This is a genomic window from Paracoccus methylarcula, from assembly GCF_003007735.2.
Classification (GTDB): domain Bacteria; phylum Pseudomonadota; class Alphaproteobacteria; order Rhodobacterales; family Rhodobacteraceae; genus Paracoccus; species Paracoccus methylarcula.
Genome location: NZ_PXNQ02000001.1, coordinates 579,848 through 592,852 on the forward strand (window position 1 = coordinate 579,848; position 13,005 = coordinate 592,852).

Here is a 13,005-nt window from a genome sequence, read left to right on the forward strand (position 1 = left end):
GGCGCTGCCCCAGACCCCGGGATATTTCATGAAGAAGAAGGGCGGGAGGCTGATCCGGCCCTTTCAATGGGCGGATACGGTGCATAAACCGGGCTTGGAAAAGGAAAACGGTCAGATGACAGAGATCACCCCGAAACCCGGCATCATGGATATCGCGCTTTACGTCAGCGGCGAAAGCAGGCTGGCCGGGCATGACGACGTGCTGAAACTGTCGTCGAACGAGAACCCCCTGGGATGCAGCAAGGCGGCGAAAGCGGCTTTTGCAGCGGCGGCGGGCGGACTGAACCGCTATCCCTCGACCGATCACGCCGATCTGCGCCGGGCCATCGGCGAAGTGCATGACCTGGATCCGGCGCGGCTCATCTGTGGGGTCGGCTCGGACGAGGTCCTGCAATTCGTCACCCATGCCTATGCCGGGCAGGGCGACGAGGTCATCACGACGGAACATGGTTTCTCGATGTATCCGATCCTCGCCCGGATGGTGGGGGCGGAGCCGGTCACGGTGCCCGAGGCCGAAAGGCGCATCGATGTGGACGCGATCCTTGCGGCCGTGACCGAACGGACGCGGATCGTCTTTATCGCCAATCCCGCCAATCCGACCGGCACGATGCTGGGCGAAGAGGAATTGCAGCGGCTGGTGGACGGTTTGCCGGGGCATGTCATGCTGGTGCATGACGGCGCCTATGTGGAATTCGCGGGCGGTTTCGATGGCGGCGTGTCGCTGGTCGACCGGCACCCGAATGTGATCATGACGCGGACGTTCTCGAAGATCCACGGGCTCGGCGGGCTGCGGATCGGTTGGGGCTATGCGCAGCGTTCGGTCATCGATGTGCTGAACCGGATCCGGCAGCCCTTCAACCTGTCCTCGGCGCAGCTTGCCGCGGCCGAGGCAGCCATTCGCGACACCGCTTTCACTGCCCATTGCGCGGCCGAGAATGCCCGTTGGCGCGAGTGGATGCGCAATGGGCTCGTGCAGATGGGGATCGGTTGCGACGAGAGCTTCGCGAATTTCCTGCTTGCGCGCTTTGCCAGCCCCGAAGAGGCCGATGCCGCCGATGCCGCCCTGCGCGAGGATGGCATTCTTGTGCGGCGGGTGGGTGGTTACGGCCTGCCTGACGCCTTGCGGATCACCGTGGGGGACGAGACCGGCTGCCGCCGGGTCCTGGCCTTTCTCAGCCGCTTCATGCATGAAAAAGGGGGGGCGGAATGAGCGTGATCTACAATCGTGTCGCGCTGATCGGGCTGGGGCTGATCGCGGGATCGATGGCCCATGCCATGCGCGAATCGGGTCTTGCCGGCGAGATCATCGGCCATGCCCGCAGCGAGGCCACCCGCGATATAGCGCGCGAGATCGGGCTATGCGACCGCATCTGCGACAGCGCCGCCGAGGCGGTGGCAGGGGCCGATCTGGTGGTGCTTGCCGTGCCGGTGGGTGCGATGGGTCAGGTCGCGGCCGAGATCGCGCCGCATCTGGCGCCGGGAGCCACGGTCACCGATGTCGGCTCGGTCAAGCAGGCGGTGATCGACGCGGTCGGCCCGCATATCCCCGAAGGCGTGCATTTCATTCCCGGCCACCCGCTTGCCGGGACCGAGCATTCCGGCCCGCGCTCGGGTTTCGCCAGCCTGTTCCGCAACCGCTGGTGGCTGCTGACTCCGCTGCCCGGAGCCGATCCGCAGGCCACTGACCGGCTCTCTGGCCTGATCGCCGCGATGGGGGCCAAGACCGACAGGATGGAGCCCGGCCATCACGACCTGGTGCTGGCCGTCACCAGCCATGCGCCGCATCTGATCGCCTATACCATGGTCGGCGTGGCCGATCATCTTCGCCGGGTGACGGATGAAGAGGTGATCCAGTATTCCGCCGCCGGGTTCCGTGACTTCACCCGGATCGCGGCGAGCGACCCGACCATGTGGCGCGACGTGTTCCTGCATAACAGGGAAGCCACGCTGGACATACTCGGCCGCTTTACCGAAGAGCTCTTCGTGCTGCAGAGGGCGATCCGCATGGGCGATGGCGATCAGCTTTTTGACTATTTTTCCCGCACCCGTGCCATTCGCCGCGGCATCATCGAGGCCGGGCAGGACACCGAGGCGCCGGATTTCGGGCGGACGCCCGGAGCGAAACCGTAGTCCTGCGTCCGGGGCTTTTCATCACGCCGGTCCTCGCCTAGTTTCCTGACGGAAGAGAGGCAGTCAGGCATGGACAAGGTTTTCTGGGTTTTCGGCTATGGCTCCCTGATGTGGGATCCCGGCTTTACCCCCGTCGAGACGGTCAAGGCGCGGCTGAGCGATTACTCGCGCAGCTTTTGCCTGCGGTCGATCACCTATCGCGGCACCGAGGAGGCTCCGGGGCTGGTGCTGGGTCTCGACAAGGAACCGGGGGCGGAATGCAGCGGTCTGGCGCTGCGCATCGCCGAGGACGAGCATGACGCGGTGATGGATTATCTGCGGCGGCGTGAAATGGACACAGGGGCCTATCGCGAGGCCGTGCTGCCGCTTGCGCTGGCCGATGGGCGGGAGGTGCAGGCGATCGCCTATGTGATGCGCCGCGATCATTGGCAATATGCGGGCCATCTTTGCACGCGGGAACAGGCCGGTATCATCGCGAAAGCGCGTGGCGGGCGCGGGCCGAACGCCGACTATCTCTTTAACACCGTGCGCCATCTGGCCGAGATCGGGATGCGTGACGGGCTGTTGGAAGAACTCTCCGAGGAAGTGCATCGCCTGATGAAGAATCAGGCTTAAGCATTGTTTCTGATCAGGATCGCTTGGCAAGTCACCTGCGGGGTCCTACACTCCGCGCGAATGACCGCATCCTGACAGGGAAGGCGAGCCCTTGAGCGATCCGACCACCGGCCAACCGCCGGACGAGCCCAGGAAAAAACTGACGGCGCCTCAGCGGCGTATCACGGCTATGCGTGACGGGAGGCAAAGCGCCGAACAGCCGCATTTCTCGCAGCCGGTCAGGCAGATCCTGCTGATGCTGACGGTGCTGGTTCTGGTCCTGCTGGGCGGCTGGTTCGCCTATGGAAGGATCCTGCCGATCTTCATGGCCAATCGCTGGCTGAACGGGCTGATCTTCGCGGTCTTCGCACTTGGGGTCCTGGCCTGTTTCTGGCAGGTCGCGCAGCTGATCCGCTCGGTCCACTGGATCGAGCGCTTCGCGGCGCGCCGCCGCAATGCCGTGGAAAAGGGGCTTGCGGCACGGGCCGCGGATGACGGCGACCAACCGCCCCGGCTGCTGACACCGCTGGCGGCGCTTCTGGGCGCGCGCGGGCCGATCGGGGGCGTAATCTCGACAAGCTCCGCCCGGTCGATCCTCGAATCCGTCGCGACCCGGATCGAAGAGATCCGCGATATCACGAAATATATCGCCAACCTGCTGATATTCCTTGGTCTGCTTGGGACCTTCTACGGTCTCGCGACGACTGTTCCCGCCGTGATCGAGACCATCAGGCACTGGCCCCGCAAGAGGGCGAGACCGGCGTGCAGGTCTTCGGCAAGCTGATGAGCGGGCTGGAGGCCCAGCTTGGCGGGATGGCGACGGCGTTCTCGTCCTCGCTGCTGGGCCTGGCCGGGTCGCTGGTGGTCGGGCTGCTGGAGTTGTTCGTCACCCATGGCCAGAACCGCTTTTACCGCGAGCTTGAAGAATGGATGTCGGGTTTCACCCGGATCAGCCTTTCCTCGGACGGCGACGAGGCCGGAACTGCGGCGGGGAGCGGTCTTCTGGACCAGATCGCCTCGCAAATCGACTGGCTGCAGCAATTCCATGCCGAACGGGACGTGGCGCGGGACGAGGCCGCGGCCATGGCCGACGAGCGGGTCCTGGCGATGGTCGAGGCCGTGGAGGCGCTGGTTCAACGGGACGACGCGGCGGGGGAGGCGACGGTTTCACAGGCGGCGGCGCTGACCTCTGCGATGAACCGGATGACGGATGGACAGGATCGGCTGGTCGAATTGTTGCAGAACCAGCGGGACGACCGGCCGGGTGCCACGATGGACATGGAGCGGCTCGAGACGGCCCTGTCTCGTTTCGCCAACCAGTTGAACGAAGGGCGCGACGAGATGGTGGCGGAACTGCGTCTGGACCTGCTGGTGTTGACCCGCGCCGTCAGGGCGGCGCGTTTCGGCGACCCGTTCCGTGACGATCAACTGCCCCATCCATCCATGTCGCCGCAGCAGCAGGGCGAATGAGATGGCGCTGAAGCGCGCTTCGACCAATCGTTTCTCGGCCTCGATCTGGCCGGGTTTCGTGGATGCGATGACCGCGCTTCTGATGGTGATGATGTTCGTCCTGACGATCTTCGTGATCGTCCAGTTCGTTCTGCGCGAGCAGGTCACGGATCAGGGCAGCAGGATTACCGAACAGGATCAGGTGATCTCGCGGCAGGAACAGCGCCTGAACGAGTTGGGAGAACAGGTTTCTGCCCTGGGCCAGGCGTTGACGGTATCCGAGGAGCGAGGGGCCGATCTGGAAGGGCAACTGGCCGAGCAGGCCGACGCACGTGAGACGCTGGAAAACCGGCTTGCCGATGCCGAGGCGCAGGCCCGCGACCGCGCGGCGCATATCACCCGCCTTGCCAACCAGTTGGAAAGCAGCAGGTCGGAACTGAAGGACGCCGAATTCCGTCTGACGGATTTCGAGGCCGAGGTGGCGGCGCTGATCGCGGCGCGCAACCAGGATCAGGAGCAGGCCGAGGCGGCGCAGCAGGCATTGCAGGCGCAGTTGACCGAACAGCGCGAACGTGCCTCGGCGGCGGAGCTGGCGGTGGCCGCAGCCCGCGACGAGGTCGATGTGCAGGCCGAGCAGGCCCGGCTGGCCGCCGCCCGCCGCGATGCGCTCGAGGCGCTGATTGCCGATCTGCGCCGCCGGAACGCCGGGGAGAATGAGGAGGCCGCGCAACTGCGATCTGATCTGACCGCCGCCAAATCCCGGCTGAGTGAAGCCGAGGCGGCGCGGCTGGCCGAGGCCGAGGCGGCGAAAGCCCTGCGCGAGCGATTGGAAAAGGCCGACAGCGAATTGACGGCAATGACCCTGTCGCTGGAGGAAAGCCGCAAGGAGGCGGAAGAGACGCTGACCCTGCTTGCCGCCGCCGAGGCGCTCGCGACCGGTTGTCCGACGAAGCCGAAACAAACCAGACCGAGGCCGAGCGGCAGGCGGCCTTGCTGGCCACGGCGAAAGCGGAACTGGCCAGGCAGGATGAGATGTCGGAGGAGGACCAGCGGAGGCTCGCGCTGCTGAACGAGCAGGTCGCATCGCTGACCGCGGAACTGGGCTCTCTGCAGGCGCTTCTGGGCACTGCCGGGACCGAACAGGAACAGGCCGAACTGCGCGTGGAGGAGCTGGGACAACAGCTCAACGCCGCCTTGCTTCGTGCGGCCGAGGAAAAGGAACGGCGCCTCGAACTGGAGGAGGAAGCCCGCAAGCGGGCCGAGGAAGAGGCGCGCGATCTTGCCCGCTACCGCTCGGAATTCTTTGGGCGGATGTCGGAAATCCTCTCTGGGCGAGAGGGCGTGCGGATCGTCGGCGACCGTTTCGTGTTCCAGTCAGAGGTCCTGTTTGCACCGGGCGAGGCGACCTTGTCCCCTGCGGGACGCGAGCAGGTCGCCGGGGTGGCCCGGATGCTGTCGGACATCTCGGGCGAGATCCCACCAGAGATCGACTGGATCATTCGGGTAGACGGTCACACCGACAGCACGCCCTTGTCGGGGACCGGCCGCTACCGGGACAATTGGGAACTCAGCCAGGCCCGCGCCCTGGCGGTGGTGCGCTACATGATCGACGAGTTGGGCTTTCCCTCCGATCGGCTGGCCGCGACGGGCTTTTCAGACACGCGCCCGGTCAATGACGGGGATACGCCCGAGGCGCGCGCCCAGAACCGCCGGATCGAGCTGAAACTGACCGAGCGTTAATGCCCGACCGTCTTGGAAAACAGGTTGACCACCAGCACGCCCACGATGATCAGCGACAAGCCGATGATCGCGGGCAAATCCAGCCGCTGCCCGAATATCACCAGCCCGATCAGCGCGACCAGCACGATGCCCACCGCGCTCCATACCGCATAGGCGATGCCGAGCGGCAGCACCTTGAGGCTGATCGACAGCAGGTAGAAGCTGAGCAGATAGCATAACGCCATGCCGATTGTCGGCCATATCCGGGTAAACTGGGCCGAGAGTTGCAGCAGCGAGGTTCCCGCCACTTCGAGAGCGATCGCCAGGAGCAGCGCGAGATAGGGAAGGGACAGCATGGCGAATCTCCTTGGCTGGCGGGAATCGGCGACCGCAGGAACTTGGCCCAGCCCCCGGCGCTGTTCAACCTTGGAATCGCCGCCACCGGCCGCATCTGCAAGGACATGCAACTTGCCCCGGCGGCGGCAGAAGGCTATGCCCGCGCCAACGACAAGGAGCCTGCCATGATCCCTCGCTATGCCCGCCCCGAAATGACCGCGATCTGGTCGCCGGAAACCAAGTTCCGCATCTGGTACGAGATCGAGGCCCATGCCTGCGACGCCCAGGCCGAGCTGGGGGTGATCCCCAAGGCGAATGCCGAAGCTGTGTGGCGCGCCAGGGATGTGGAATTCGACGTGGCCCGCATCGACGAGATCGAGGCGGTGACAAAGCATGACGTGATCGCCTTTCTGACCCATCTGGCCGAGCATATCGGCTCCGAGGATGCCCGCTTCGTTCATCAGGGCATGACCTCGTCCGATGTTCTGGACACCACGCTGAATGTCCAGCTTGTCCGCGCCGCCGACATCCTGCTGGCCGATATGGACAAGCTGCTGGCCGCGCTGAAACGTCGCGCGCTGGAGCACAAGGACACCGTCCGCATCGGCCGCAGCCACGGCATCCATGCCGAGCCGACCACGATGGGCCTGACCTTTGCACGCTTTTATGCCGAGATGGCGCGCGGGCGGGAACGGCTGGAACGCGCACGCGAAGAGATCGCCACCGGCGCGATCTCGGGCGCGGTCGGGACCTTCGCCAATATCGACCCGCGCGTCGAGGAACATGTCTGCGCACAATTGGGCCTGCGGCCCGAGCCGATCAGCACGCAGGTCATCCCGCGCGACCGGCACGCGATGTTCTTTGCCACGCTCGGGGTGATCGCGTCGTCGATCGAGAATATCGCCATCGAGATCCGCCATATGCAGCGCACCGAGGTGCTGGAGGCCGAGGAATTCTTCAGCCCCGGCCAGAAGGGCTCTTCCGCGATGCCGCATAAGCGCAACCCGGTGCTGACCGAGAACCTGACCGGGTTGGCCCGGCTGGTCCGCATGGCGGTGGTCCCGGCGATGGAGAACGTGGCGCTGTGGCATGAGCGCGACATCAGCCATTCCTCGGTTGAACGCGGCATTGCGCCCGATGCGACGATCACGCTGGATTTCGCGCTGAACCGGCTGGCGGGGGTGATCGACAAGCTGGTCGTCTATCCCGAGACCATGCTGGCCAATATGAACAAGTTCAAGGGCCTGGTCATGAGCCAGCGGGTTCTGCTGGCACTGACCCAGGCAGGGGTGTCGCGCGAGGATGCCTATCGCCTTGTGCAGCGCAATGCCATGAAGGTCTGGGAGGAAGGCAAGGACTTCAAGGAGGAATTGCTGGCCGATGCGGAAGTGACCGCGGCCCTGTCGCGCGAGGAGATCGAGGAGAAGTTCGATCTCGGCTATCATACCAAGCATGTCGATACGATTTTCGCGCGGGTCTTTGGAGAAAATCCGGTCTGAAAAACCCTTCCGGGTAAATCCGGATTAGGGAATCCGTGCCAGACTGGCCGTCAGCATGTGATCGAGGGCTGACGAGGACAGATGATGAATGCGCAGACCGGGCTGAGTCCACGGCAAAAGGCGGCGGTCATTGTCCGGCTTTTGCTGGATGATGACGAGACAGGGGTGAAACTCGAAGAATTCGACAGCGACAGGCAGACATTGCTGGCCGAGGAAATGGCCAATATGGAGCTGATCGATCGCCAGACCCGCGATGCGGTGATCTCGGAATTCTGCGACAGTCTCGAAGCCGTGGGTGTGACCTTTCCCGGTGATCTGGACGGAACGCTGGAGATCCTGGCGGACAGGCTGTCCGAGGATGCGACCGACCGTCTGCGGCGATTGGTCTCGATGTCGGGGCGTGGCGATCCGTGGTCGCGCATCACCGCGTTGCCGCAGGACGATATCCAGACGCTGGCGGATAGCGAGGCGGTCGAACTGGTCGCCGTGATGCTGTCCAAGCTATCCGCCACGCAAGCCGCAAAGACCTTCTCCGCGCTGGATCGCGAGCGGGCGCAGACGGTGGCTCAGGCGATGGCGATGACGCGGAATATCGGCCCGCAGGCATTGCGGCGGATCGGCCTGGTCCTGGCCCAGGCAGCCGATGCCCTGCCGCATCCTGCGATGGAACCGGCGGCCAGCAACCGGATGGGCGACATGCTGAATTTCGCGAGCTCCGATTTGCGCGACGAAGTCCTTGATCTGCTGGACCGCGAGGATGCGGAATTCGCCGTTGACGTTCGCCGGGCGATCTTCACCTTCGCGCATATACCGGAGCGGATGGAACCGCGCGATGTGCCGCGAATCGTCCGGGAGGTGGATCAGCAGGTGCTGATCCGCGCCCTGGCCCAGCAATCCGAGAAGGAGGCCGCGGCGGCGGCGTTCATCCTTGAGAATCTCTCTCAGCGCATGGCCGACGGGCTGCGGGAAGAGGTGGAATCGCTTGGCAAGATCCGTCCCAGGGAGGCCGAGGAGGCCGCGAACGAAGTCGTCGCCGCGATCCGCAGGCTACAGACGGAGGAAGGGCTGACATTGCGTCTGCCCGAAGATGACGAATAAGCAGGTGGGGACCGGCCTCGACCGGCGGATCGATGGAAACCTGCCCGGCTCGACCGGGATATCTTGCCGCCGGTCGAAAGAAGCGCAATAAGAACCGCCGGAGGCTTTCATGAACAACCAGATCGCCATCATTCTCGCGCTGTTGATCGTCGGCCTGTTCGTCGTCGATCATTTCTGGCTGCATATGGATCTGCCGTTGCTGGTCGGCAAGGAATTCAACCGCCTGGTCGATTACGTCGTGTTCTGGAGATAGAGCCCGCGATTTTCTTCGAATTCCGTTTCCTGACCGGCACGATGGCGGAACGCCGCCCGCCGCGCCGCAACTGAAGCATTCTGGGTATTTGCATCGACCCTCAAGCCACGCTAGAGGAAACGCAACGTCATCTGGTCGGGAGAAAGAGCCATGGCTGTCAAAGTCGCCATCAACGGTTTCGGTCGCATCGGGCGCAACGTGCTGCGCGCCATCGTGGAGTCAGGACGCACGGATATCGAGGTCGTCGCCATCAACGATCTCGGTCCGGTCGAGACCAATGCCCATCTGCTGCGTTATGACAGCGTGCATGGCCGCTTTCCCGCCGAGGTCAAGGTGGAGGGATCGGCGATCAATGTGGGACGCGGCCCCATCGAGGTCAGCGCCATCCGCAACCCCGCCGAACTGCCCTGGAGCAATGTCGATGTGGTGATGGAATGCACCGGCATCTTTACCTCGAAGGAAAAATGCCAGGCGCATCTGGAGAACGGCTCCAAGCGCGTGCTGATCTCGGCTCCCGGCACGGATGCCGACAAGACCATCGTCTTCGGCGTCAATGACGACACGCTGACTTCGGATGATATCGTTGTCTCGAACGCAAGCTGCACGACCAATTGCCTGTCGCCGGTCGCCAAGGTGCTCAATGACAGCATCGGCATCACCCGTGGTTTCATGACCACGATCCACAGCTATACCGGCGATCAGCCGACGCTGGACACGATGCACAAGGACCTGTATCGCGGCCGCGCCGCCGCCCTGTCGATGATCCCGACCTCGACCGGTGCCGCCAAGGCCGTCGGGCTGGTGCTGCCCGAATTGAAAGGGCGCCTGGACGGCGTTGCCATCCGTGTGCCGACGCCGAATGTTTCGGTCGTCGACCTGACCTTCGAGGCCGCGCGCGACACCACGGTCGAAGAGATCAACGCCGCCATCAAGGCCGCCGCCGACGGTCCGCTGAAGGGGATCCTGGGCTATACCGACGAGCCGCTGGTCTCGTCGGATTTCAACCACGACCCGCATAGCTCGATCTTCCACATGGACCAGACCAAGGTCATGGAAGGCAAACTCTGCCGTATCCTGACCTGGTATGACAATGAATGGGGCTTCTCGAACCGCATGTCGGATACCGCGGTTGCGATGGGCAAGCTGATCTGATCAGGCGGAGCCTCGGAAAAAATTGGGCGGCGAGGGGAAACCCTCGCCGCCTTTTCCTTTGTCATCGTGCTGGCTGGGTTCAGTCTTCCAGGAACCGCATCATGAACCATGCGAGGCCCGAACAGATCAGTGTCGCCGTGATGACCGGCAGGGCCGTGCCGTTATAGAGCAGGCCGACCGGGGCGCGATCAAGGTTGCCAGCACCGTCGAGATCGCCGAAACGACAGACGCGGCCATGCCGGCGATATGACCCATCTTCTGCAGCGCCAGGGCATTGAGATTGCCGAAGGTGACGCCTGCCATGAAGAACACGCTGACCGCCCAGAGGAAGAAGGCCGGGAACTGCAAAGCGGCAGGCAGGAGGCCGGCACCGACCAGGATCAGCATCAGCAACGAGACGCAGGTCTGCATCACATAGGCCCATTTGGCGATACGGCGCATGCCGTATCGAACCACGAATGTCGCGTTCAGGACCGTGCCCGATCCGGACAGCAAAGCCATCGCCGCGAACCAGAAGGGAAAGGCGTCCCCCTTGCCATATGCCTCGCCGAAAAGCTGCTGGGCCGAGGACAGCAGGGCGAACATCTGCCCGAAGCCGAGCGTCAGGATGAAGGTGCACATCATCACATGACGGTTGGTCAGGACTTCGCGGGCAGCCTCTTTCAGCGGCGTGACCTGCAATGGACGGCGGCGCCCAACGGGCAGGGTTTCAGCCTGGCGCATGTTCAGCCAGGTGACGCCGACCAGCGCAAAGAACAGGAAGCCGTAAAAAACCCCATGCCAACCGGCCAGCCAGATCATCCCCGCCCCGATTGAAGGCGCGAGCGCGGGAACGATGATGAAGACCATCATCACCAGGCTGGTGATCCGGGCCATCTCGCGGCCTTCGTAAAGGTCGCGGACCAGGGCCAGGCCGACAATACGCGGACCCGCCGCCCCGAGCCCCTGGATGAAGCGGGCAACAAGCAGCATCTCGATGGATTCGGCATAGATCGCCGCAAGCGCGGCACATGAATAAATCGCGAATCCGATGGTGATGGCGCGCTTGCGGCCTATCGCGTCGGAAATCGGGCCGGCGAACAGGGTGCCGACACCCATGCCAGCCACGAAGACCGTCAGGATCAATTGCGCCCGGTTGTGGTCTTCGGGGGTCAGCGTTTCGGCGATCTGCGGCAGGGCTGGCAGCATCGCATCGATGGAGAAGGCGATGGTGGCAAAGAGAAAGGCCAGCATCGCGATGAATTCGGGCATCGGCAGACGCCGCACCGGCGCATGCTGAAAACTGGCGGTCTGGGTCATCGGAAGATACCTATCGGTTGAAGCCAGCCCATAGCGATATTTTGCATGATCTGCAAGATCTGGCCATGACGAAGATCATCCCGGCTTCATCGAATGGCAGCCCTGTCGCCCTGTCAAAGAAAAAGAGGGCCGCGAGGCCCCCTTTTCCCGTGTCGAACCCGTGTTTCGGGCTCAGGCCAGCATGCCCATCGGGTTCTCCAGATGCTTGACGATGGCCTCGAGAAGCTGGGCGCCAAGCGCGCCGTCGATGACGCGGTGATCGACCGAGAGAGTCATCGACATGACATTGCGGATCACCACCTCGCCATTCTCGACAACCGGGGTCTGGATGCCTGCACCCACGGCAAGGATCGCGCCATGGGGCGGGTTGATGACGGCGTCGAAATTCTCGATGCCGAACATGCCCAGGTTGCTGATCGCGAAGCTGCCGCCCTGGTATTCATGCGGGGCGAGCTTCTTGGTCTTGGCGCGGTTGGCGAGGTCCTTCATCTCGGAGGACAGGGCCGACAGCGTCTTTTGCTGCGCGTCCTTCAGGACCGGCGTAAAGAGTCCACCTTCGACGGCCACGGCGACCGCGACATCCGAGGGTTTCAGCTTGATGATCCGGTCGCCTGCCCAGACTGCGTTGGCATCCGGCACTTCTTGCAGGGCCAGCGCGCAGGCCTTGATGATGAAATCATTGACGGACAGCTTCACGCCGCGCGCTTCAAGCTGCTTGTTCAGATCGCCACGGAATTTCATCAGCGCGTCCAGCTTGGCCGAGCGGCGCAGGTAGAAATGCGGGATGGTCTGCTTGGCCTCGCCAAGACGTTGCGCGATGGTCCGGCGCATGCCGTCAAGCGAAACCTCTTCGGTTTCGCGATCGGCATAGATCCTGGCGATGGCATCCGCCGAGGGGCCTTGCGGGGCGGCGGCGGCGGCGGGTGCCGAGGCAGCTTCGGCCTTGGCCGGGGCGGCTCCGGGTTTCGCGCTTTCGACATCGGCCTTGACGATCCGGCCGCGCGGGCCGGAACCCTTGATCGAGGCCAGATCAATGCCCTTTTCGGCAGCAATGCGCCGCGCCAATGGCGAGGCGAAGATACGGTCACCCGAGGCGGATTGCGGTGCGGCAGGCGCGGGTGCGGCGGTTGGTTCGGCCTCTGCCTTGGGGGCTTCCGCCACAGGAGCGGCTTCGGCTTTCGCGGGCGCGGGGCGCTGGCGGCGCCGATGTCATCGGCGCTCTCGCCTTCCTCCAGCAAGACGGCGATGGGGGTGTTCACCTTGACGCCCGCCGCGCCCTCCTCGACGAGGATCTTGCCTACCGTCCCCTCGTCGACGGCCTCGAATTCCATCGTCGCCTTGTCGGTCTCGATCTCGGCGATGATGTCGCCGGATTTGACCTCGTCGCCCTCCTTGACCAGCCATTTGGCCAGCGTGCCTTCCTCCATGGTGGGAGAAAGCGCGGGCATCAGGATTTCTGTCGGCATCTCGCTTGCT

11 protein-coding genes and 2 pseudogenes are annotated in these 13,005 nt (G+C 64.0%); 10 read left to right on the forward strand and 3 right to left on the reverse strand.

Annotated features, from left to right (window positions below; translation table 11 throughout):
- Nucleotides 1–115 precede the first annotated feature (115 nt).
- From hisC to A7A09_RS02675, 6 genes and pseudogenes are all read left to right on the forward strand, one after another.
- Nucleotides 116–1,210, forward strand: coding sequence for a histidinol-phosphate transaminase (gene hisC, locus A7A09_RS02655; RefSeq protein ID WP_106690051.1), 1,095 nt, complete (start codon nt 116–118; stop codon nt 1,208–1,210).
- Nucleotides 1,207–2,130, forward strand: coding sequence for a prephenate/arogenate dehydrogenase family protein (locus A7A09_RS02660; protein WP_106689917.1), 924 nt, complete (start codon nt 1,207–1,209; stop codon nt 2,128–2,130). Before hisC ends, A7A09_RS02660 begins: the two co-directional genes overlap by 4 nt.
- Nucleotides 2,131–2,199: 69 nt before the next feature.
- Nucleotides 2,200–2,745 (forward strand): gamma-glutamylcyclotransferase, encoded by a 546-nt coding sequence (locus A7A09_RS02665; RefSeq protein ID WP_106689918.1) that lies wholly within the window; start codon nt 2,200–2,202, stop codon nt 2,743–2,745.
- A gap of 91 nt (nt 2,746–2,836) precedes the next feature.
- Nucleotides 2,837–3,508, forward strand: coding sequence for a hypothetical protein (locus A7A09_RS21965; protein ID WP_366465315.1), 672 nt, complete (start codon nt 2,837–2,839; stop codon nt 3,506–3,508).
- Complete coding sequence (locus A7A09_RS21970; protein ID WP_366465316.1) at nt 3,487–4,194, forward strand: hypothetical protein; 708 nt, start codon at nt 3,487–3,489, stop codon at nt 4,192–4,194. Before A7A09_RS21965 ends, A7A09_RS21970 begins: the two co-directional genes overlap by 22 nt.
- Before the next feature lies 1 nt (nt 4,195).
- A pseudogene (locus A7A09_RS02675) lies at nt 4,196–5,913 on the forward strand (peptidoglycan -binding protein).
- On the opposite strand, the gene A7A09_RS02680 reads toward A7A09_RS02675, so the two are convergent.
- Nucleotides 5,910–6,248, reverse strand: coding sequence for an SMR family transporter (locus tag A7A09_RS02680; protein ID WP_106689919.1), 339 nt, complete (start codon nt 6,246–6,248; stop codon nt 5,910–5,912). The pseudogene A7A09_RS02675 and the gene A7A09_RS02680 overlap by 4 nt on opposite strands.
- Nucleotides 6,249–6,413: 165 nt before the next feature.
- Between A7A09_RS02680 and purB the strand changes: the two genes are divergently transcribed.
- The 4 genes from purB (at nt 6,414) to gap (ending at nt 10,230) form a co-directional block, all read left to right on the forward strand.
- Nucleotides 6,414–7,727, forward strand: coding sequence for an adenylosuccinate lyase (purB, locus tag A7A09_RS02685; protein ID WP_106690052.1), 1,314 nt, complete (start codon nt 6,414–6,416; stop codon nt 7,725–7,727).
- An 84-nt stretch (nt 7,728–7,811) separates the two neighbouring features.
- On the forward strand, nt 7,812–8,825 hold the full coding sequence (locus tag A7A09_RS02690) for a FliG C-terminal domain-containing protein (RefSeq protein ID WP_245999091.1): 1,014 nt from the start codon (nt 7,812–7,814) through the stop codon (nt 8,823–8,825).
- A 109-nt stretch (nt 8,826–8,934) separates the two neighbouring features.
- Complete coding sequence (locus A7A09_RS20725) at nt 8,935–9,078, forward strand: hypothetical protein (protein WP_170166998.1); 144 nt, start codon at nt 8,935–8,937, stop codon at nt 9,076–9,078.
- Nucleotides 9,079–9,228: 150 nt separating this feature from the next.
- Nucleotides 9,229–10,230, forward strand: a complete 1,002-nt coding sequence (gap, locus tag A7A09_RS02695; RefSeq protein ID WP_106689921.1) for a type I glyceraldehyde-3-phosphate dehydrogenase — start codon at nt 9,229–9,231, stop codon at nt 10,228–10,230.
- Between the two features lie 126 nt (nt 10,231–10,356).
- Here the strand turns inward: gap and A7A09_RS02700 are convergent, their stop codons facing one another.
- Together A7A09_RS02700 and A7A09_RS02705 are read right to left on the reverse strand one after the other, a co-directional pair.
- Nucleotides 10,357–11,529 (reverse strand): multidrug effflux MFS transporter, encoded by a 1,173-nt coding sequence (locus tag A7A09_RS02700; RefSeq protein WP_245999092.1) that lies wholly within the window; start codon nt 11,527–11,529, stop codon nt 10,357–10,359.
- A 171-nt stretch (nt 11,530–11,700) separates the two neighbouring features.
- A pseudogene (locus A7A09_RS02705) lies at nt 11,701–12,995 on the reverse strand (pyruvate dehydrogenase complex dihydrolipoamide acetyltransferase).
- Nucleotides 12,996–13,005 lie beyond the last annotated feature (10 nt).